Annotated in this window: 20 protein-coding genes; 9 read left to right on the forward strand and 11 right to left on the reverse strand. The window is 73.7% G+C overall.

Going from position 1 to position 19,479, the window contains the following annotated elements; genetic code table 11:
• Positions 1-148 precede the first annotated feature (148 nt).
• Positions 149-1,096 carry a class II fructose-bisphosphatase gene (glpX, locus tag Q0817_RS00995; protein ID WP_298583048.1) on the reverse strand — a complete coding sequence of 316 codons (948 nt, stop codon included), beginning with the start codon at positions 1,094-1,096 and terminating at the stop codon, positions 149-151.
• Positions 1,097-1,379: 283 nt separating this feature from the next.
• On the opposite strand from glpX, the gene Q0817_RS01000 reads away from it, so the two are divergent.
• From Q0817_RS01000 to Q0817_RS01010, 3 genes are all read left to right on the forward strand, one after another.
• The gene (locus Q0817_RS01000) at positions 1,380-2,090 is read left to right on the forward strand and encodes a DUF4245 domain-containing protein (RefSeq protein ID WP_298582906.1); all 711 of its coding nucleotides are present in this window, start codon (positions 1,380-1,382) and stop codon (positions 2,088-2,090) included.
• Entirely contained in the window at positions 2,087-2,737 is a 651-nt protein-coding gene (locus Q0817_RS01005) for a carbonic anhydrase (RefSeq protein ID WP_298582907.1), read from the forward strand. Before Q0817_RS01000 ends, Q0817_RS01005 begins: the two co-directional genes overlap by 4 nt.
• Before the next feature lie 78 nt (positions 2,738-2,815).
• Positions 2,816-4,237, forward strand: a complete 1,422-nt coding sequence (locus Q0817_RS01010; RefSeq protein ID WP_298582909.1) for a class II fumarate hydratase — start codon at positions 2,816-2,818, stop codon at positions 4,235-4,237.
• 154 nt (positions 4,238-4,391) lie between these two features.
• Here Q0817_RS01010 and Q0817_RS01015 read toward each other — a convergent pair whose 3' ends face one another.
• Both Q0817_RS01015 and Q0817_RS01020 read right to left on the reverse strand, forming a co-directional pair.
• The gene (locus Q0817_RS01015) at positions 4,392-4,862 is read right to left on the reverse strand and encodes an NUDIX domain-containing protein (protein ID WP_298582911.1); all 471 of its coding nucleotides are present in this window, start codon (positions 4,860-4,862) and stop codon (positions 4,392-4,394) included.
• A gap of 237 nt (positions 4,863-5,099) precedes the next feature.
• A complete protein-coding gene (locus Q0817_RS01020) occupies positions 5,100-5,615 on the reverse strand; it encodes an A24 family peptidase (protein WP_298582913.1) in 516 nt (171 codons plus the stop codon).
• Between the two features lie 76 nt (positions 5,616-5,691).
• On the opposite strand from Q0817_RS01020, the gene Q0817_RS01025 reads away from it, so the two are divergent.
• Complete coding sequence (locus Q0817_RS01025) at positions 5,692-6,447, forward strand: hypothetical protein (protein WP_298582915.1); 756 nt, start codon at positions 5,692-5,694, stop codon at positions 6,445-6,447.
• Between the two features lie 132 nt (positions 6,448-6,579).
• Here the strand turns inward: Q0817_RS01025 and Q0817_RS01030 are convergent, their stop codons facing one another.
• Together Q0817_RS01030 and Q0817_RS01035 are read right to left on the reverse strand one after the other, a co-directional pair.
• On the reverse strand, positions 6,580-7,929 hold the full coding sequence (locus Q0817_RS01030) for a PhoH family protein (RefSeq protein WP_298582917.1): 1,350 nt from the start codon (positions 7,927-7,929) through the stop codon (positions 6,580-6,582).
• 193 nt (positions 7,930-8,122) lie between these two features.
• A complete protein-coding gene (locus tag Q0817_RS01035) occupies positions 8,123-8,884 on the reverse strand; it encodes an isoprenyl transferase (RefSeq protein ID WP_298582919.1) in 762 nt (253 codons plus the stop codon).
• A gap of 174 nt (positions 8,885-9,058) precedes the next feature.
• Here Q0817_RS01035 and Q0817_RS01040 point away from each other — a divergent pair, with 174 nt between their 5' ends.
• Positions 9,059-9,766 carry a hemolysin III family protein gene (locus tag Q0817_RS01040; protein WP_298582921.1) on the forward strand — a complete coding sequence of 236 codons (708 nt, stop codon included), beginning with the start codon at positions 9,059-9,061 and terminating at the stop codon, positions 9,764-9,766.
• On the opposite strand, the gene Q0817_RS01045 is transcribed toward Q0817_RS01040, so the two are convergent.
• Genes Q0817_RS01045 through mca form a run of 3 tightly spaced genes read right to left on the reverse strand, consistent with a single transcriptional unit; the run spans position 9,759 to position 13,219 of the window.
• Positions 9,759-11,900, reverse strand: a complete 2,142-nt coding sequence (locus tag Q0817_RS01045) for a thioredoxin domain-containing protein (protein ID WP_298582923.1) — start codon at positions 11,898-11,900, stop codon at positions 9,759-9,761. The genes Q0817_RS01040 and Q0817_RS01045 overlap by 8 nt on opposite strands.
• A gap of 54 nt (positions 11,901-11,954) precedes the next feature.
• Positions 11,955-12,332: a hypothetical protein gene (locus tag Q0817_RS01050; RefSeq protein ID WP_298582924.1), complete on the reverse strand. Its 378-nt coding sequence runs from the start codon at positions 12,330-12,332 to the stop codon at positions 11,955-11,957.
• Between the two features lie 8 nt (positions 12,333-12,340).
• Positions 12,341-13,219 (reverse strand): mycothiol conjugate amidase Mca, encoded by an 879-nt coding sequence (gene mca, locus Q0817_RS01055; protein ID WP_298583051.1) that lies wholly within the window; start codon positions 13,217-13,219, stop codon positions 12,341-12,343.
• A gap of 204 nt (positions 13,220-13,423) precedes the next feature.
• Between mca and Q0817_RS01060 the strand changes: the two genes are divergently transcribed.
• From Q0817_RS01060 to Q0817_RS01070, 3 genes are all read left to right on the forward strand, one after another.
• On the forward strand, positions 13,424-13,849 hold the full coding sequence (locus Q0817_RS01060) for a DUF4307 domain-containing protein (RefSeq protein ID WP_298582928.1): 426 nt from the start codon (positions 13,424-13,426) through the stop codon (positions 13,847-13,849).
• Between the two features lie 264 nt (positions 13,850-14,113).
• The gene (gene greA / locus Q0817_RS01065; RefSeq protein ID WP_298582930.1) at positions 14,114-14,617 is read left to right on the forward strand and encodes a transcription elongation factor GreA; all 504 of its coding nucleotides are present in this window, start codon (positions 14,114-14,116) and stop codon (positions 14,615-14,617) included.
• Between the two features lie 7 nt (positions 14,618-14,624).
• Entirely contained in the window at positions 14,625-14,834 is a 210-nt protein-coding gene (locus Q0817_RS01070; RefSeq protein WP_298582933.1) for a hypothetical protein, read from the forward strand.
• On the opposite strand, the gene ilvA is transcribed toward Q0817_RS01070, so the two are convergent.
• Positions 14,812-16,086, reverse strand: coding sequence for a threonine ammonia-lyase (ilvA, locus tag Q0817_RS01075; RefSeq protein WP_298582936.1), 1,275 nt, complete (start codon positions 16,084-16,086; stop codon positions 14,812-14,814). The genes Q0817_RS01070 and ilvA overlap by 23 nt on opposite strands.
• Positions 16,087-16,189: 103 nt before the next feature.
• Positions 16,190-17,578 (reverse strand): AI-2E family transporter, encoded by a 1,389-nt coding sequence (locus tag Q0817_RS01080; protein ID WP_298582938.1) that lies wholly within the window; start codon positions 17,576-17,578, stop codon positions 16,190-16,192.
• Between the two features lie 115 nt (positions 17,579-17,693).
• Here Q0817_RS01080 and Q0817_RS01085 point away from each other — a divergent pair, with 115 nt between their 5' ends.
• Complete coding sequence (locus Q0817_RS01085) at positions 17,694-18,299, forward strand: nitroreductase family protein (protein ID WP_298582940.1); 606 nt, start codon at positions 17,694-17,696, stop codon at positions 18,297-18,299.
• A 237-nt stretch (positions 18,300-18,536) separates the two neighbouring features.
• Here Q0817_RS01085 and Q0817_RS01090 read toward each other — a convergent pair whose 3' ends face one another.
• Entirely contained in the window at positions 18,537-19,433 is an 897-nt protein-coding gene (locus Q0817_RS01090; RefSeq protein WP_298582943.1) for a Bax inhibitor-1/YccA family protein, read from the reverse strand.
• Between the last annotated feature and the right edge of the window lie 46 nt (positions 19,434-19,479).

Raw genomic sequence — 19,479 nt, forward strand, 5'->3', positions numbered from 1 at the left:
GTCTAGAGCCGGGAGGGGCCGCGGGAGGGGCCGGACACGGTGTGACCGGGGACGGGAGGACCCCCGCACCCGTAGAGGGTGCGGGGGTCCTGGGCCGCGGCCGCGCAGGGCGTGGCCGCGGAGCCCGGTGCCGGGCTCGGGGCCGGGCTCAGTGGCGGGCGTACTTCTCCCACTTGGAGGCGAGGTGCTCCGCCTCGACCATCCGCACGGTCCCGGAGCGGGAGCGCATCACGATGGACTGGGTGGTGATCTGGCGGCCGCGGTAGCGCACGCCCCGCAGCAGGTCCCCGTCGGTGATGCCCGTCGCGGCGAAGAAGCAGTTGTCCGAGGTGACGAGGTCGTCGGTGCTCATCACGGCGTCGAGGTCCAGGCCCGCGTCGAGTGCCTTCTGCTTCTCGTCGTCGTCCGTGGGCGCCAGCCGGCCCTGGATGATCCCGCCGGTGGCCTTGACGGCGCACGCGGTGACGATGCCCTCCGGGGTGCCGCCGATGCCCATCATGACGTCCACGCCGGTGCCCTCGCGGCAGGCCGCGATCGCTCCGGCCACGTCCCCGTCGAGGATCATCCGGGTCCGGGCGCCGGTGGCACGGATCTCGTCGACGAGCTTCTGGTGGCGCGGGCGGTCCAGCACGCACACGGTGAGCTGGTTGATGTTGATGCCCTTGGCCCTGGCGACGAGGTGCAGGTTCTGCTTGACGGGCAGGCGCAGGTCCACGAAGTCCGCGGCCTCCGGGCCCACCACGAGCTTGTCCATGTAGAAGACCGCGGAGGGGTCGAACATCGACCCGCCGTCGGCCACCGCGATGACCGCCAGGGCGTTGTTCATGCCCAGCGCGGTGAGGCGGGTGCCGTCGATCGGGTCCACGGCGACGTCGGAGGACGGCCCGGAGCCGTCGCCCACCTGCTCGCCGTTGAACAGCATCGGGGCCTCGTCCTTCTCGCCCTCGCCGATGACCACGGTGCCGTTGAAGTGCACGGTGGAGAGCAGGGACCGCATGGCGTCGACCGCGGCCCCGTCGGCGGCGAGCTTGTCGCCGGCGCCGACCCACTGGCCGCCGGCGATCGCCGCGGCCTCGGTGGTCCGCACCAGCTCCATCGCCAGGTTGCGGTCGGCCACGTTGTTGGTGCGCGCGGGGGTCGTTCCGGTGGATTCTTCGGCCACGTTGTTCCTCACCTTCGAGTTCACGTTCTGCGGGACCCCCGGGCCGGGCTCGGCCGCGGGCGCGGTCCACGTCCTGCCCAGCATATCGCCCGCTCCCTCGCGCACCGCGACGCGCGCCACATTCGCGACCGGGTGCGTCCGGGTGCGTCCGGGTGCGTCCGGACCGGACGGACGGTGCGCGGCGGACAGGGTGCACCGGACAGGGCACAATGGACGGGTGAGCTCCTCGACCCCCGACCGACCCGCCGAGCCCAGCGCGCCCGAGCCCCGCGCCGCCGAGCACCCCGCGGCCGCCGGCACCGCGCCCGGCCCCGACGCCCCGGAGCAGCCGCTCCCGCAGATCACGGAGAAGCAGGCCCGGCGGCTCAACGCCCCCGTGCAGGGGATGATCATCTCGATGGCCGTCCTCCTGCTGCTGGTCCTGCCGTTCGTGTGGCTCCAGCCCCGCCCCGACGCCCAGCCCTACCGGCCGGACGTCGACGTGGCGCAGGAGGCGGACTACGTCGCGGACGAGGCACCCTTCACCCCCGTTGTGCCGGAGCCGGGCGAGGGCTGGACCGCCAACTACGCCCGGTGGAACGGCGGCGCCGCTGAGGGGGTGCCCTTCTGGGAGATCGGCTGGGCCACCCCGCAGGGCAGCTTCATCGGTCTCGTCCAGACGTCCCTGGCCAATCCCACGTGGCTGGCCCAGCAGACCGAGGCCGTCCCCGCCACCGCGGAGGTCGAGGTCGGGGGCGTGCCGTGGGACGTCCACGTCCGGGAGGAGTCCCGGAACCAGGACCCCCTGACCGTGTACACCGGAGAGGTCAACGGCTCCACCGTGGTGCTCAAGGGCGACGCCCCCGGCGCCGAGCTGGACCGGCTGGCCGCCGCCGTCGCCGAGGACCTCACCGACGCCCCTGCCCCGCGAACCACGGAGATGCCATGAACCCGGACAGCCGCCCCGAAGACACCTCGCCCCGCACCCCGGCCGCCGCCTGGCGGCGCCTGCGCGAGGGCAACGCCCGCTTCGTGGCGGGCGAGTCCATGCACCCCAACCAGGACGCCTCCCGGCGGCAGTCCGTGGCGGGCGGGCAGAACCCGTTCGCCGTGATCTTCGGCTGCTCGGACTCGCGGCTGGCCGCGGAGATCATCTTCGACCTCGGCCTCGGCGACGCCTTCGTGGTGCGCACCGCCGGCCAGGTCATCGACGACGCCGTGCTCGGCTCGATCGAGTACTCCGTGGCGAACCTCGGCACGCCGCTGATCATGGTGCTCGGCCACGACTCCTGCGGGGCCGTGACCGCCGCGCACGACGTCACCGGCTCCGGGCAGATGCCCCGCGGCTTCCAGCGGGACCTCATCGAGCGGATCATGCCGTCCGTGCTCGAGACCCAGCGCCACGGCCACCAGGACGTCAACGCGGCGGTCGTCGAGCACACCAAGCAGACGGCGTCGCGGCTCATGGAGCAGTCCCGCGTGATTGCGGACGCGGTCTCCAACGGCGACGTCGCCGTGGTCGGCGTCTTCTACCACCTGGAGGACGGCGAGGCGGAGCTCGTGCACGGGCACGGCACCTGGCTGCCGAACCGCTGAACCGGACCGCCCGGCCGGCGTCCGTCACCGCGGGGCGTGCGTGCCGGGCGTCACCTGCGGCTGTCCTAGACTGACGCCATGGCTGATACCACCGCAGAGACCACCGAGTACCGCATCGAGCACGACACCATGGGCGAGGTCCGCGTTCCCGCGAACGCCCTGTACCGTGCGCAGACCCAGCGGGCGGTCGAGAACTTCCCCATCTCGGGCAAGCCGCTCGAGCCCCAGCACATCGTCGCGCTGGCGCAGATCAAGAAGGCCGCCGCCACGGCGAACGCGGAGCTGGGGGTGCTCGACGACGAGCGCGCCCGGGCCATCGCGGACGCCGCGGACAAGGTCGCCACGGGGCAGTACGACGAGCACTTCCCGATCGACGTCTTCCAGACCGGGTCCGGGACGTCGTCCAACATGAACACCAACGAGGTGCTGGCGACCCTCGCCAACCAGGCGCTCGAGGGCACGGACGTCGAGGTCCACCCCAACGACCACGTCAACGCCTCCCAGTCCTCCAACGACGTCTTCCCGACCTCCGTGCACGTCGCCGTCACGGGCGCGCTGATCAACGACCTGGTCCCGGCCATGACGCAGCTCGCCGAGTCCCTCGAGCGGAAGGCCGCGGAGTTCCAGGACGTCGTGAAGTCCGGGCGCACGCACCTCATGGACGCCACCCCGGTCACCCTGGGCCAGGAGTTCGGCGGCTACGCCGCGCAGGTCCGCTACGGCATCGAGCGGATCAAGTCCTCCCTGCCGCGGGTGGCCGAGGTCCCGCTGGGCGGCACCGCCGTGGGCACCGGCATCAACACCCCCGCCGGGTTCTCCGCCCGCGTGATCGAGCTGCTCGCCGAGGAGACCGGGCTGCCGATCACCGAGGCCCGCAACCACTTCGAGGCCCAGGCCAACCGGGACGGCCTGGTCGAGGCCTCCGGCCAGCTGCGCAACGTCGCCTACAGCTACATGAAGATCAACAACGACCTGCGCTGGATGGGCTCCGGCCCCAACACCGGCCTGGGCGAGATCCTGATCCCCGACCTCCAGCCCGGCTCCTCGATCATGCCCGGCAAGGTCAACCCGGTGATCTGCGAGTCCACCATCCAGGTCTGCGCGCAGGTCATCGGCAACGACACCACGGTCTCGCTGTCCTCCACCAACGGCGCGTTCGAGCTCAACGTGGGCATCCCCGTCATGGCATCGGCCCTGCTGGAGTCGATCCGGCTGCTCGCGAACTCCTCGCGCGTGATGGCGGAGAAGATGATCGACGGGCTCGAGGCGAACGTGGAGCGCTGCCGCTTCCTCGCCGAGGCGTCGCCGTCCATCGTGACCCCGCTGAACAAGGCCATCGGCTACGAGGCCGCCGCGAAGATCGCCAAGCACGCCGTGGCGAACAAGATGACGGTGCGCGAGGCGACCATCGCCCTGGGCTACGTGGAGAACGGCCAGCTCACCGAGGAGCAGCTGGACCGGGCGCTGGACGTCACCACCATGACCGGTCCCAACGCCTGACCCGGCGCTCCCTCAGCAACGAGGGGTCGCGTCCCGCGCACCTTCCGCACCGAGGGGTCGCGTCCGCACGGCAATGCTGCGTCATTGCGTGCGGACGCGACCCCTCGCCGTGTCCGGGCACAGTTCGAGACCCCTCGTTGCGCTTCGGGCGGGCTCAGACCACGAAGCGGGGCGGGCCGCTGTGCGCGCGGGCGGCCCGCAGCCGCTCGAGCTGGTGGGGCGGCATGGGCGGGAGCTCGTCCGGGGTGAACCAGCCGACCTCGAGCGACTCGTCGTCGTTGACGCGGGCCTCGCCGGAGACCCAGCGGCAGCGGAAGGTGTGGTCCAGGAACTGGCACCGGTCCCCGTTCGGGTACTGCACGGGCTCCCCCGCCTTGATCGCCACGAGCTCCTCCACGACGGCGACGACGCCGGTCTCCTCGAGGCACTCGCGCACCGCCGTGACCGCCGGCTCCTCGCCGGGCTCCACGATCCCGCTCACCAGTCCCCAGTTGCCGTTGTCGCTGCGCCGGGCCAGCAGCACCCGGCCGTCGTCGCGCAGCACCACCGCGGTGACGGCCGGCAGCCACAGGAGGTCGTGGCCGATCTTCTCCCGCAGGGACAGGACGAACTCGGGGGTGGGCATGCGGGCTCCTCGTGCAGGCTCTCGGGTCGGGGGTCCGGCCCATTCTGGCAGGCCGGGGCCGCTCGCAGCAGCAGCGGATGAGCGCAGCAGCGGGTCGGAGCATCAACGGGCCCGGCGGAACCGGGTCACAGCGGAACCCGGTGACGGCGGAACCGGATCACGGCGGAACCCGGTGACGGCGGCCTCGGGTCACGGCGGAGCCCGGTGACGGCGGAGCCGGGTCACGGTGGAGCCGGGTCACAGCAGGAGGAGGACGCCGAGGGCCCCGGTGATCATGGCGGGGCCGAACGCCACCCGGGAGCGGGCGTCGACGCGGCCCAGCGCCACGAGCACGGCCCCGGCCAGACCGCCGAGCACGAACCCGGCCGCTGCCCCCAGCACGGCGTGCCAGACGGAGGCGAAGCCCAGGCACATGCCGAGCAGCCCGGAGAGCCGGACGTCGCCCATGCCCATCCCCGCCGGGTGGAGCAGGCGGAGCAGGACGTAGAGCCCGCCTACGACCACCAGGCCCCACAGCATCCACAGCAGCCGGGCCGGTTCGCCGGCCACCACCGCCGCCGCGCCCAGCAGCAGCCCGCACACGGGGTACAGCGGGCGCACCACGCGCCCGGGCAGACGGTGCTCCCGCACGTCGGTGCGCCACAGCCACGCGCACGCGACCGTGAGCACGGCGGTGCCGAGCAGCGCCAGCGACCCGGCGGCCCACCCGGCGGCGTCCCCGCGGGTGAACTGCTCGGTCAGGAAGGTGCCCACACCGGGCATCGTAGCCCCGGACGCGCGCCGGAACGGGGCGCCTGTGGACGCGCGGGGCCCTCCCTAGACTGGGGCCATGCACCGCTCCCCCGTCCCCGCGCCCACCGACCAGGACGAGTTCGCCGCGCTGAGCCGCTCCTCGCCCTGGCGCTGGGACACCGTGCGCTTCGTCCTGTCCTGGCTGACCCCGCAGGACGCCGCGCCCCGCGAGCCCGTCCGGGCCTGGGTCCGCCGCCCGGACGGGCTGCGCGTCGAGGCCCTGGACGGCGCCCCGCTCTACACGGCCGGCACGCGGGAGCAGTCGCGCGACGACTTCTACGTCGCCTCGACCTCGGCCTCGTGGCTGCTCGCGCCGCAGCTCGTGGCCCCGGTGTACACGGACTCCGGGCTCGTGGAGCGCCGGCCCGAGGCGGCCTACGGGGATCCCGTGTTCGGCGGGGGCCGCTGGCAGGCCATCCTCGACCCGGTCGAGCTGGCCGGGGACGCCCCCGTGCCGCCCTATCTGCCGGAGCGGCGGCCCTGCACGGTCGAGCAGGTCAGCACCGGCACCCACCACGGGCGCCGCGTGCGCGGGGCCGTGGTCGTCCCCGGCCACGCCTACGCCCCGACGACGCCGGGCCACCCCCTCGCCCCGGCCCGCACCCGGGTGCTCCTCGACGAGCGGACGGCGATCTGCGTCCGCTCCGAGGTGCTCGAGGGGCCGCTGGCCGGCACGGGCCACGACCTGCGGATCGAGGCCGTGGACGAGGACCTCATCGCCGACCTCTTCGCCGCGGTGCGCCTGGACCTCACGGACGTGAGCAGACACCTGCCCTGGCCCGTCGGCCCCTGAGGCCCCCGCGGCCCTGCAGGTGTCGGGGGGAGGTGTCGAGGTGTCCGGCGCCCGCAGGACCCGAACGTCCGAGGCCCCACCACCCGTTCGGGGCGGCGGGGCCTCGGACCTTGAGCCGAGGACAGCCGTGGCTCAGCTGTCCAGGTCGCCCAGCACCTCCGTGACGAGGGCGGCGATCGGCGAGCGCTCCGAGCGGGTCAGCGTGACGTGGCCGAAGAGCGGGTGGCCCTTGAGCGCCTCCACCACGGCGGTCACACCGTCGTGACGGCCCACCCGGAGGTTGTCGCGCTGGGCGACGTCGTGGGTCATGACCACCTTGGAGTTCTGGCCGATGCGGGACAGCACGGTGAGCAGCACGTTCTTCTCGAGGGACTGCGCCTCGTCGACGATCACGAAGGCGTCGTGCAGGGACCGGCCGCGGATGTGCGTGAGCGGCAGGACCTCGAGCATCCCGCGGTCGAGCACCTCCTCGACGACCTCCTGCGAGACCAGCGCCCCGAGGGTGTCGAACACGGCCTGGCCCCACGGGTTCATCTTCTCCTCCTCGGAGCCGGGCAGGTAGCCGAGCTCCTGGCCGCCCACCGCGTAGAGGGGGCGGAAGACCATGACCTTGCGGTGCTCGCGGCGCTCCATCACCGTCTCCAGGCCCGCGCACAGGGCCAGGGCGGACTTGCCGGTGCCGGCGCGCCCGCCCAGCGACACGATGCCCACCTCGGGATCCAGCAGGAGGTCGATCGCGAGCCGCTGCTCGGCGGAGCGCCCGTGCACGCCGAAGACGTCCCGGTCCCCGCGCACCACCCGGGCAGAGCCGTCGGCGCGGACCCGGGCCAGGGCGCTGCCGCGCACGGAGTGCAGGGTCAGGCCCGTGTTGGCCGGCAGCCCCTCGGCGCCCGGGACCACGACGGCCTCGCCGCCGTAGAGCCGGTCCACGACGTCGTCGGGCACGTCGAGCGCCGCGGTCCCGGACCACTCGACGTCGGAGCCGACCCACTCGGCCCGGTACTCCTCGGCCTCCAGGCCCAGGGCGGAGGCCTTGACCCGCATCGGCAGGTCCTTGGAGACGATGCACACGTCCTTGCCCTCGTTGGCGAGGCTCAGGGCCACGGCCAGGATCAGGGAGTCGTTGTCCTTGAGCCGGAAGCTCACGGGCAGGACGGTGTCCGAGACGTGGTTGAGCTCCACCACGAGGCTCCCGCCCTGGTCCCCGAGCGGCACGGGCCGGTTGAGCCCGCCGTGCTCCACGCGCAGGTCGTCCAGCAGCCGCAGCGCCTGCCGGGCAAAGTAGCCCAGCTCCGGGTCGTGCCGCTTGCCCTCCAGCTCCGTGATGACGATGACGGGCAGCACCACCTGGTGCTCGGCGAAACGCAGGATCGCCCGGGGGTCGGACAGCAGCACTGAGGTGTCGATCACGTAGGAGCGCACTCCGGCGCCCAGGGGGGCGGTGATGTCGACGATGCGCTCCTGCTTCTTGGAGATGCTCATGGCGGCCCTTCCTCTCCGGTGCGGTGGGCGGCGTCCGCGCCGTCCACCTGAGGACAACGTATGCGGACCGGCCCCGCCGCGCGAGCAGAAACGGTGAACGGCGCGGAAATTGCCCGCGACGACCGGGGGCGACGACCGGGGGCGACGACGGGGTGCGCCGGCACGGGTCGACGACGGGCGCGCAGGGGCCGGCTCAGCCGCCGAAGCGCCGCTGCCGCGAGGCGTAGTCGCGCAGCGCCCGCAGGAAGTCCACGCGCCGGAAGTCCGGCCACAGCGCCTCGCAGAAGTAGTACTCGCTGTAGGCGGACTGCCACATGAGGAACCCGGAGAGCCGCTGCTCGCCGGAGGTGCGGATCAGCAGGTCCGGGTCCGGCTGCCCGCGCGTGTAGAGGTGCTGGGAGATGTCCTCCACGGACAGGCTCTGCGCGAGCTCCCGGACGTCCGCGCCGGCGTCGAGGGCGTCGGTGAGGACCTCACGCACGGCGTCCACGATCTCCTGCCGGCCCCCGTAGCCGACCGCGATGTTCAGGTGCGGTCCGGCGTTGCCCGCGGTGCGCTCCGTGAGGTCGGCCAGGCACGCGGCGAGCCGCGGCGGCAGCATCTCGAGGGCGCCCACGGGCTGGGCCCGGCAGATGCCCGCCTCGGTGAGGGTGTCCATGAGGTCGGAGATGATCTCGAGCAGGGGCTCCAGCTCCGCGGCCGGGCGCTTGAGGTTCTCGGTCGAGAGGATGTAGAGGGTGACCACCTCGATGTCCAGCTCCCGGCACCAGCCGAGGAACTCGACGATCTTCTGCGCCCCGGCCTTGTGCCCGTCCGCGGTCGAGGCGCCGAACTGCTTGGCCCACCGCCGGTTGCCGTCCACGAGGACGCCGACGTGCTTGGGCAGCCGGCGCGGGTCCAGACCGGCGGCGAGGCGGCGCTCGTAGAACCGGTAGAGCGGCCGTGGCTTGCGCATCTGTGCTTCCTCCCGGGTTCTCGCGCACGGTGCCGCCGGTGGGTCCGGACGTGGTGGGGGCCACGGCGCCGGACGTGGTGGTGGTCACGGACCCGGCCGGCTCCCGGCGACGCCTCCTAAACTACCCGGTGGGAGACCGGTCGGACTCACGCACAGCACGCCGGAGGGAGCACCATGGAGCACACGCACGGCGCCGCGGGCCGGGCCGCCGGCCGCCTCGAGCGGGCGGTCGAGCACCGGATCGAGGGCCTCGTGGAGCGCAAGCCCGCGTGGCGGGGCTGGATCCACGCGAGTTTCACGCCCGTCGTCGTCGTCCTGGGCCTCGTGGCGATCCTGCTGGCGCCCAGCACCGAGCTGCGGATCGCGTGCGCCGTGTACGGCGTGACGGGCATCCTGCTGTTCGGCGTGTCGGCGATCTACCACCGCGCCTACTGGCCCCGGCGGCTGCACATGGTCCTGCGCCGGATGGACCACTCGAACATCGCGCTGCTGATCGCCGGCACCTACACGCCGCTGGCCGTCGCGCTGCTGGTCCCGGCGCAGTCCCGGCTGCTGCTGGTCGTGATCTGGTCCTGCGCCGCCGGGCTCGTGGCCTTCCGGCTGCTGTGGACCCTCGCGCCCCGCTGGCTGTACACCCCGCTGTACGTGGTGATGGGCTGCCTGGCCCTCGTCTACCTCCCGCAGTTCTGGCAGACCAGTCCGCCGGCCGCCGCGCTCACCGCCGCCGGGGGCGTCGCCTACATCACCGGAGCCGTGGTCTACGGCACCCGGCGCCCGCGCCTGCTCCCCGAGGTGTTCAGCTTCCACGAGGTCTTCCACGCCTTCACGGTGCTGGGCTTCGTGCTGCACTACGTGGCGATCATGCTCGCGATGCTCAGCTGAGCGAGCTCGCCCCGCCCAGTTGCTCCTCAAGCTCGGCGACCGAGTGGACGGGGGCGCGGCAGGCGAAGTCCCGGCACACGTACACCGTGAACCGCCCGCCGAGCGCTGCCTTCCCGCGGGCCGAGCCCGGCGCCCCCGGGGCGTCGGCGTCCACCACCCGCGTGCTCAGCACCGCGGCGGGTCCCACGGCGCGCCGGGCCGCGAGCTTGTCCTCGGCGGTCCCGCCGGCGAGCACCACGTGGGCCGGGGAGGACCCGAGCTCCGCCCGCACGGCCAGGGCCCGGCCGGCGCTGCGGGGCGAGCGGCGGGCCAGCAGGTCCAGCGACCCCAGCAGGGACGGGACGGCCCGCACCCGGCGATCGTCCTCCTCGAGGGCCCACAGCTCCGCGAGCACCGCGGCGAGCACGGCCGTCCCGGCCGGTGTGACGTCGTCGAGGGGCTCGGCACGCCCGGAGCCGCCGGCCGCCAGCAGCGGCGCGGGGACGTCCGCCAGGTCCGACCACACCCGCTCCGGGGTGCCCTCCCGGCCGTCCGGCGCACCGTCCGGGGCCGGGTGCGAGAAGCGCTCCCCGGCGACGTCCGCCAGCTCCCGGGCCCGCTCGTACCAGGATGTCGCCCCGGTGGCCCGGTACAGGGCCAGGAAGCCCTCGGCGACCATCGCGTAGTCCTCGAGCAGGCCCTCGATCGAGCGCTCCGCCGAGCCCGCGTGGCTGGTGCGCGCCAGCGTCCGGCGGGCCGCGTCCCAGTGGACCGCCCACAGGTGTGCCGCGGCCTCCTCGGCGGCGAGCACGAGCGCCGGGTCCCCCAGCAGCACCCTGGCCTCCGCGAGCGCCGTGACGGCCATGCCGTTCCAGCCGGCCACGACCTTCTCGTCGCGGGCCGGCGCGGGGCGCCGGGCCCGCGCGGCCGCGAGCTCGGGGCGGGCGGCGTCCCACAGGGCCTGCTCGGCGCCGTCCAGGACCCGCCCGGGGTGCAGGGGCTGCGGGGACCCGGCCGCCACGCCCATGAGGTCGGCCACGGCCGTGCCGCGGTCGGCGCCCAGGACCTCGCGCAGCTCGGACCGGCTCCACACGTAGAACGCGCCCTCGCCGCCGTGCACATCGCCGTGCGCGCCGCCGTCCGCGGCGACCGTGTCCGCGTCCAGCGAGGAGGCGAACGCCCCGCCGGGCAGGCGCAGCTCGTCCAGCAGGAACCCGGCGGTGTGGGCGGCCGTGCGCCCGTGGCCGGCGCCGGGCTCGAGGGCCGCGGCGCGTGCGCAGGCCCGCAGCAGCTGGGCGTTGTCGTAGAGCATCTTCTCGTAGTGCGGCAGGGACCACTCCCGGGTCACGGAGTACCGGTGGAAGCCGCCGCCCACCTGGTCGAACAGCGCCGAGCCGGACATCGCGCCGAGGGTCCGCCCGAGCAGCCCGTGCGCCCGGTCCGCGGTCCCCGGGGCCCCGCCGGCGGCGACCCGCTCCAGGAGCAGCAGCACCGTGGAGGGCGGGAACTTGGGGGCCCCGCCGAAGCCCCCGTGCACGGGGTCCTCCTCCCGCAGGAGCACCTCGAGGGCCACCGCGGACAGGTCCGGTTCGTCCTCCTCGGGCGCCCCTGCCACGGGCACGGCGGGCCCGGCGAGGGCGGAGCGCAGGTCCTCGGCCTGCCCGGCGACGGCCCGGGCGACCGTGTCCGCCGCCTGCTCGAGCTCGTCCCGGCGGGTGGACCACGCCGCGGCCACGGCCTCGAGGACCTGCCGGAAGGACGGCATGCCGTGGGCCGGGTGCGGCGGGAAGTACGTGCCCGCGTGGAAGGCCCGCCCGTCCGGGGTGAGGAACGCGCTCATGGGCCAGCCCCCCTGGCGGGTGATCAGCTGCGTGGCGGCCATGTAGGTCGCGTCCACGTCGGGGCGCTCCTCACGGTCCACCTTGACGGGCACGAAGTGCTCGTTGAGGTAGGCGCCGACCTCGGGGTCCTCGAAGGACTCGTGGGCCATCACGTGGCACCAGTGGCAGGCGGCGTAGCCCACGGAGAGGAACACCGGCACGTCGCGGCGGGCGGCCTCCGCGAACGCGGCGTCGTCGAACGGCTGCCAGTCCACGGGGTTGTCCGCGTGCTGGCGCAGGTAGGCGGAGGACTGTCCGGTCAATCGGTTGGGCACGGGGGCTCCTCGGATCTCGGGTCCTGCACACGGGCCCGTGGACGGGCCCCGGTCTCAGCCGCGCCGGTCGGGTCCCTCCGGCTCCTCGGCCGGCGCCGCCGGGTCCGCCCCGACCCGGGGGGCCCCGGCGCCGCCGTCCGGGGCGTCCGCGGCCCCGCCGGTCCGGGCGGCGTCCGCCTCGGCGTAGCCGCCCACCCGCTCCTCGGCGGCGCGGCGCTCGGCGTACTCGGCGCGGTAGCGCAGGCGCCGGTTGCGGCGGTTGAAGTCGCGCACGAGGAAGATGACGGCCACGGCCAGGAGCAGCGTCATGAGGAAGCCCAGCACGCCGGGCGTCACCTGGCTCGGGTCCAGTCCGGGGCGCAGGGTGCCCTCGTCGATCGGGTTGGGCGCCATCGCCGGCAGCAGGGCGAGCACGTTCGGCACGGTGGTCATCGCGGCGCTCAGCCCACGATCCCGGCGAACAGGTCGTGCTCCGGCAGGTCGGTCGGCACCCGGGACTCGGCCAGGACGTAGTCCTCCCACGGCCACACCTGGGACTGCAGCTCGGCCGAGACGGCGAAGAACATCCCGTCCGGCGCCACCTGGGTGCGGTGGTGGCGCAGCGCCTCGTCCCGCAGCGGGAACGTGTCCGGGCACCGCACCCTGGTGGTGGTCTCGTGCCGGGGTGCCGGCGGGCGGTGGCCCTCCGGGTCGCTCTCCTGCAGCATCGCGATCCGGGCCGCGTACGGGGACTGCAGGCCGCGCTCCTCGAGGGCCTCGTGCAGGGCCACGAAGCGCTCCAGGTTGAACGCCCGGTCGTAGTAGAGCTTCTGCGGGGTCCACGGCTCACCGAGGCCCGGGTACCGCTCCGGGTCGCCGGCGGCGCGGAACGCCTCGACGGAGATGTTGTGCGTCTGGATGTGGTCCGGGTGCGGGTAGCCGCCGTTCTCGTCGTAGGTGAGGATCACGTGCGGGCGGAACCGGCGCACGAGCCGGACCAGGGGCGCGGCGGCGCGCTCGAGCGGCTGCAGCGCGAAGCAGCCAGGCGGCAGCGGGGGCAGCGGGTCCCCCTCGGGCAGGCCGGAGTCCATGAAGCCGAGCCAGCGGTGGCGGACGTCCAGAGCGGCGGCCGCGTGCGCCATCTCGTGCCGGCGCAGGCCGGTCAGGTCCCGCTCGGCGTGCGGGTGGCCCTCCAGCTCGGCGTTGAGGATCGACCCCCGCTCCCCACCGGTGCACGTGGCCACCATGACCTCGACCCCCTGCCGGACGTAGTGGGCCATGGTCGCGGCGCCCTTGCTCGACTCGTCGTCGGGGTGGGCGTGGACGGCCAGCAGGCGCATCTCTGACAGGGAGGTCACTCGGGGAATCCTCTCGGTAACGGTCGGGGGAACGGGGTGCGGCCGGTGCAGGCACGGGCCCCCGCCCATTTTACGCATTCGCCGGGCGGGCCCGCGCCCGGGATGCTCCCAGGAGTCTCGGCTACAGTGGCCGGGCGGCGGCCGGCTCCGGCGCCGCCGCTCCCGCCCCCGAGACCCGAGGCCGCCGTGTCCACCGACTCCCCCGACCTGCTCTCCGACCGCTACGGAGTTCCCCGCCGCGAGCGCCGCATCGGGCCGCGCGGCTGGATCGGGCTCGCGGCGGCGGCCACCGTGCTGACGGCCGTGTTCGTCGTCTGGGTGCTGACGGCCCGGCAGGGCGCCCCCACGTTCAAGGACATCGGCTTCGCGGTGGTCTCGGAGGCCCGGGCCACGGCCGACTTCGAGCTCACCAAGCGCCCCGAGGACGTGGTGACGTGCGCGGTGCAGGCGCTCAACCAGGAGTACGCCGTGGTGGGATGGGCCGAGGTGACCGTCGGGTCCGTGCCTGCGGAGCGGCTGAGCGAGGGCGGGACGAGCTCCCACCGGGCCGCCGTGCGCACCACCAACCTGGCGACCACCGCGGTCGTGGACTCCTGCTGGGTCGAGGAGTGAGCCGCGCGCCGGTGTCCGCGGTGTGTCGCCGCCGACACCGTTCTTTGGGCTTGTCCGCCGGCCCCGCCTAGACTGGGGGCAGGACTCCCCGTCCCCGGCAGCCGGACACCGTCCGAACGGACGACCCGCACCGGGGCGGGGTCTTTGCGTAGCGGGACCCCGCACCGCCGGCGGCCCCGCACCGTCGACCCGGTCCGCCGCGGACCCGCCCGGATCACCGGGTGGTCAGCCGCGGCCCGACCGCCCGTCCACCGAGGAGAGATTGTGACCACCACGAACAAGACCGGCGCCTGGCTCACCCAGGAGGCCTACGACCGCCTGAAGAAGGAGCTCGACCACATCTCCGGCCCGTACCGGCACGAGATCGTGGAGCGCATCGACCAGGCGCGCTCGGAGGGTGACCTCAAGGAGAACGGCGGCTACCACGCCGCCCGCGAGGAGCAGAGCAAGAACGAGGGGCGCATCGCCCACCTCAAGAACCTGCTCGAGAACGCCCAGGTCGGCGAGGCCCCGGCCGACGACGGGGTCGTCGAGGCCGGCATGGTCGTCACCGCGGAGATCGCGGGCGAGTCGATGACCTTCCTCATCGGCTCCCGCGAGGTGGCCGAGGACCTGGCCGCCGGCAGCGACCTCGAGGTCTTCTCCGAGAAGTCCCCGATGGGCTCCGCGATCTCCGGCCACCGGGTCGGCGACGAGCTGTCCTACACCACGCCCAACGGCAAGGACATCCCGGTCAAGATCCTGGACGCGAAGCCGTTCCAGGGCTGAGGCCGCTGTGACGACCCACTGGCTGCGCAGCCCCGGCCCCGGCACCAAGGCCCTGATGGTCCTGACGGCGGTGCTCGGGGTCGTGGCCGTCGTGCTGCACTTCGCGGGCCAGGACGACCCGGCCGCGAGCGCGCCCGGCAGCCTGCGCAACGTCTTCGTCTTCGCGACGTTCGTCAGCGCCTTCGTCACCTACCTCACCGGCCGGCGCCGCTCCTGACGCCGCCCCCGTCGACGACGGGGTGGTAGCCCTCCGCCTCGAGCGCCCGGAGGACCTCGCGGCAGTGCTCGTGGCCCTTGGTCTCCATGTCGATGGTGATGGACACGTCGCCCAGGCTGAGCGAGCCGCCGATCCGGGTGTGGTCCACGCCGGTGACGTTGGCGTCCTGGACCGCGATGAGCTGGGAGATGCGCGCGAGCTCGCCCGGACGGTCGGTGAGCATCATCTTGATCGTCATGTACCGGCCGGCCGCGGAGAGGCCCCGCTGGATGACCTTGAGCATGAGCATGGGGTCCACGTTGCCGCCCGAGAGCACCACCACCGTGCTGCCGAGGTCCGGGTACGCGGCCTGCAGCCGGCCGTCCAGCAGGGCCGCGACGCCGACGGCGCCGGCCGGCTCGACCACGAGCTTGTTGCGCTCGAGCAGGAAGATCAGCGCCTGGGCGAGGGAGTCCTCCGAGACCGTCACGACGTCGTCGGTGAGCTCCTTGATGATGCTGAACGGCAGCTGCCCCGGCTTGCCCACGGCGATGCCGTCGGCGATGGTCGAGACCCGGTCGAGGGTCACGAGCGCGTCCCCCGCGAGGGAGGGCGGATAGGCGGCCGCGTTCTCCGCCTGGACGCCGATGAGCCGGATCGGCCGGCCCAGCTGCTCGGCCCGGGCCTTGACCGCCACGGCCATGCCGGCGAGCAGTCCCCCGCCGCCCACGCCGGTGATGACGGTGTCGACGTCGGGCACCTGCTCGAGCACCTCGAGACCGAGCGTGCCCTGCCCGGCCACGATGTCCGGGTGGTCGAAGGGGTGGACGAACACCGCCCCGGTCTCGGTGGCGTGGCGCTGGGCCTCGGCGAGGGCCTCGTCCACGCTGGTGCCGTGCAGGATGACCTCGGCCCCGTGGTCCTGGGTCGCGGCGATCTTGGGCAGGGCCGCGCCCAGCGGCATGTAGATGCGGGCGGTGATGCCCAGCTTGGCCGCGGCCAGGGCCACCCCCTGGGCGTGGTTGCCGGCGGAGGCCGCCACGACGCCCCGGGCCTTCTCCTCGTCGGTGAGCTTGGCCATCCGCACGTAGGCGCCGCGGACCTTGAAGGAGCCCGCGCGCTGCAGGTTCTCGGCCTTGAGGTTGACCTCGGAGCCGACCAGGCGGGACAGCGCCCGGGAGTGGGTCACCGGGGTCCGGTCGATCACGCCCTCGAGGAGCGCGGCGGCGTCCTGGATGTCGGCGAGACGGACGGGCAGTTCGGCCAGGCTCACGGTGCGTCTTCTTTCCCGGTCGGGGCGTCAGGGCGGGACCGTGGCGGGCCCGCTGGGTCCGCACCACGGTGAGCGCCCGCCGGCGGCGGGCGCGGTCCTCATCCTAGTCGCTGCCGGGTGACCGCCCGGGCGCGGCCGGACCGCCGCCGGCGGACCCCCGGCCGTCGCGCGGCACCGCTCCCGCCGCGGCCCGGGCGCGGTCGTCCCGGCGGCCGCGCTTGAGCGCGGCCTGCAGGCGTTCCTTGGCGCGGGTCCGGCGGAAGCGCTGGAGCTGCGCCATGACCTGGTCGCGGGTGAGGTCGTTGCGGCGCGCGTGCTTCTTGATCTCCCATGGGAAGTAGTACGGCTCCCACGGGATCTCGTCGTCCTCCCGCCACGTGCCGTTCACGAGGTAGCGCACCACCGTGTTGAGGAAGGCCATCACCGGCACCGCGAACAGGGCCCCGGCGATGCCGAAGAGGATGGTGCCGGAGGCGACGGCGAGGAACACCGCGAGGGGGTGCAGGGAGACGGCACGTCCCATCACGAGCGGCTGCAGGACGTTGGACTCGATCTGCTGGATCAGGAGCACGAACCCGAGCATGGCCAGGGCGGTGCCGAAGCCGTTGGCCACGAGGGCGACCAGTACGGCCACGGCGCCCGTGAGGACGGCACCCACGATCGGGATGAAGGAGCCCAGGAACACCAGGATGCCGATGGGCAGCGCGAGCGGGACGCCGAGCATGGCGGCGCTCAGCCCGATGCCCACCGCGTCCACGAACGCCACGAAGCCCTGGATCCGCGCGTACTGCACGAGCGAGGTCCAGCCCCGGCGCCCGGCGCCGTTGACGGCCCGCCGCGCGCTGACCGGGAACAGCCGGACCAGGAAGAGCCAGATCCGCTCCCCGTCCATGAGGAAGAACAGCAGCGTGAAGAGCATGATGATGATGCCGGTCAGCACGCTGCCCGCCGTCGAGCCGAAGGACATGGCCCCCGAGAGGATGGCCTCGCTGTTGTCCTGGATCGTGGTGCCGAGGTCGTCGATCCAGTCGTTCACGCTGTCGGCGCTGAGGTTCAGGGGCCCGTCCTCGAGCCAGCCCAGCAGCTGCTGCGTGCCGACCACCACGTTCTCGGACAGCTGGGCGAAGCCCAGCACGATCTGCCGGCCGGCGAGCACCAGCAGGCCCGCCACGAGTCCGATGAGCAGGAGGACGGCGAGTCCCGAGGCCGGTCCCGCCGGCATGTGCCGTCCCCGCAGCCACTTCACCAGCGGGAACAGGAGCCCGGCAAGCAGCCCCGCGATGAGCACGGGGATGATGACCACCGTGATCGTCGACAGCATGTAGCCGAGCAGCCCCACGGCCGCGAGGATGATGATGAGCCGCCACGACCACGCCGCGGCCACCCGCACGGAGACCGCGACGCCCCCCGCGGCGTTGCCGTGCAACGGGGGGAGCTCGTTGCTCGGCCCCGGCCGCTGGGGCCGCTCGGCGTCGTGCGAAGTCGAAGGCATGGGGACATCTTGGCACGCCCGTACGACCGCTCGGCGACGCCCGGCCGGGACCGCCGGACGCCCCCGGGAGGCGCCGGTCCCGCCCGTGCCGCGCGCACGGTGGAAGACTGTCGGCATGTCACGCACGTTCCTCCGCGTCCTCGCCCAGCGCCGGCCGGCTCCCGCCCTGACCCCGGACGCCCCGCCGCGGGAGGAGCTCGAGGCCGTGCTCCGCGCCGCCGCGGGAACCGCGGCCGCCGATCCGGGGCTGAGCTGGCGGGTGGCCGTGACCACCCGCCGCTCCGCGCCGGAGCTCGCGGCGGCGCTCGCGGGGATGACCCGGGTGCCCAACATGTCCGCGCCCTTCCCGCGGCTCAAGAGCAAGCAGCTGCGCCGGCTCGCCGCATTCCGGGGCGCCCTGAAGTGGGCGAGCACGGGGGGCCTGGGCTGCGCGCTCGTCTTCAGCCCGGACGACGCCCTGGGCGTGCCCCGCAAGGAGCAGCTGCACGCGGCGCACGGGGCCCGCCCACTGCTCGAGGCCGCGTTCTGGGCCGCCGGCTGGGGCACCGTCTGGGCCCACCGCGAGGGCGCGGCCGAGGACGGCTCCGTCCGCGCCTTCTACGGCCTGGCCGAGGAGGAGAAGCTCCTCGGCTGGCTGTTCGTGGGCCGCCCGCCCCGCGGTGTGGCGGCCGAGCACGCGGCCACCCGTCCCACGCCCGGGCCCCGGATCTCGTACCACTGAGCACCCCGCAGCGCTGGTGGATCCTGCACCCCTGTGGACCCGGCTCCGCTGTGGACCCGGTTCCGCTGTGGACCCGGTTCCGCTGAGGACCCGGCACCGCTGAGGCTCCCGTACGGCTGTGGACCCGGTGCCGCCGATCCCGCCCCGCGGCCGCGTGCCGGGGCACGACGACGGCCCGGGACCCGCGGTGCGCGGGTGCCGGGCCGTCGTTGGGTGGTGCATCCGGGGGGCGAGGACCTAGCTCGAGGTCATCTCCCGGATGATCGCCAGGATGCGCAGGATCTCGACGTAGGTCCAGATCAGCGTGACCGTCAGGCCGAAGGCCGCGGACCAGGCCATCTTCTCGGGGACACCGACCTCGACGCCGCGCTTGATGTTGTCGAAGTCCAGCACGAAGCTGTAGGCGGCCAGGAGGATGGCCACGGCGCCGATGAGCAGGCCCAGCCAGGGGCCGAGCGGGCTGTCCGTGCGGATGTTGAAGCCGAACAGCAGCACCGCGCCCAGGTTGACCAGCGCGAAGAGGGCGTAGGCCATGAGCGCCACCATGAAGATCTTGGTGGCCCGCGGGGAGGCCCGGACCTTGCCGGACCGGAAGAGCACCAGCACCGAGACGAACACGGCGATGGTGCCGATCACGGCCTGCACCACGATGCCCGGGTACATGGCCTCGAACATCCCCGAGATGCCGCCCAGGAACAGGCCCTGGAACACGCCGTAGGCGAGGATCAGCGCGGGCGAGGGCTCGCGCTTGAACGCGTTGACCAGGCCGAGGACCAGACCGATCAGGGCACCGGGGATGGTGAGGATCGGCATGATCCAGCCGGCGAGCGCGCCGACGACCACGGCGCCGAGCACCGTGGCGGTGCGCATGATGACGTCGTCGTAGGTCATCCGGCCGGTCTGGTTCGTCCCGGCGGCCGGGGCGTTGTACATCGAGTCGAGGCGCTCGGCCGAGTACGGGGCGCCCTGCTGCGGCCGGCCGTAGCCGCCCTGCTGGTAGCCGGTCTGCCCGTAGCCGGGCTGCTGCTGGTAGGGGGTTCCGTAGGAACTCTGTCCGTACTGGTTCCCGTAGGACTGGGCGCTGCCTGCGCCCGACTTCGAGAGATCGCGGAGAAGCGGGTTTCCGCCGGCCATTGAGGGGTCCTTCCGTGGCACTGATGTGCGAGATGTGCCTCCAGGG

This window comes from uncultured Kocuria sp. (assembly GCF_947500125.1).
Taxonomy (GTDB): Bacteria; Actinomycetota; Actinomycetes; order Actinomycetales; family Micrococcaceae; genus Kocuria.

Excerpts from the sequence above, each read along its gene's own strand:
- glpX (WP_298583048.1), bottom strand. The coding sequence starts at position 1,096 with ATGGAGCTGGTGCGGACCACCGAGGCCGCGGCGATCGCCGGCGGCCAG.
- Q0817_RS01005 (WP_298582907.1), top strand. The coding sequence starts at position 2,087 with ATGAACCCGGACAGCCGCCCCGAAGACACCTCGCCCCGCACCCCGGCC.
- Q0817_RS01010 (WP_298582909.1), top strand. The coding sequence starts at position 2,816 with ATGGCTGATACCACCGCAGAGACCACCGAGTACCGCATCGAGCACGAC.
- Q0817_RS01015 (WP_298582911.1), bottom strand. The coding sequence starts at position 4,862 with ATGCCCACCCCCGAGTTCGTCCTGTCCCTGCGGGAGAAGATCGGCCAC.
- Q0817_RS01025 (WP_298582915.1), top strand. The coding sequence starts at position 5,692 with ATGCACCGCTCCCCCGTCCCCGCGCCCACCGACCAGGACGAGTTCGCC.
- Q0817_RS01030 (WP_298582917.1), bottom strand. The coding sequence starts at position 7,929 with ATGAGCATCTCCAAGAAGCAGGAGCGCATCGTCGACATCACCGCCCCC.
- Q0817_RS01035 (WP_298582919.1), bottom strand. The coding sequence starts at position 8,884 with ATGCGCAAGCCACGGCCGCTCTACCGGTTCTACGAGCGCCGCCTCGCC.
- Q0817_RS01040 (WP_298582921.1), top strand. The coding sequence starts at position 9,059 with ATGGAGCACACGCACGGCGCCGCGGGCCGGGCCGCCGGCCGCCTCGAG.
- Q0817_RS01050 (WP_298582924.1), bottom strand. The coding sequence starts at position 12,332 with ATGACCACCGTGCCGAACGTGCTCGCCCTGCTGCCGGCGATGGCGCCC.
- mca (WP_298583051.1), bottom strand. The coding sequence starts at position 13,219 with ATGCGCCTGCTGGCCGTCCACGCCCACCCCGACGACGAGTCGAGCAAG.
- Q0817_RS01080 (WP_298582938.1), bottom strand. The coding sequence starts at position 17,578 with ATGCCTTCGACTTCGCACGACGCCGAGCGGCCCCAGCGGCCGGGGCCG.
- Q0817_RS01085 (WP_298582940.1), top strand. The coding sequence starts at position 17,694 with ATGTCACGCACGTTCCTCCGCGTCCTCGCCCAGCGCCGGCCGGCTCCC.
- Q0817_RS01090 (WP_298582943.1), bottom strand. The coding sequence starts at position 19,433 with ATGGCCGGCGGAAACCCGCTTCTCCGCGATCTCTCGAAGTCGGGCGCA.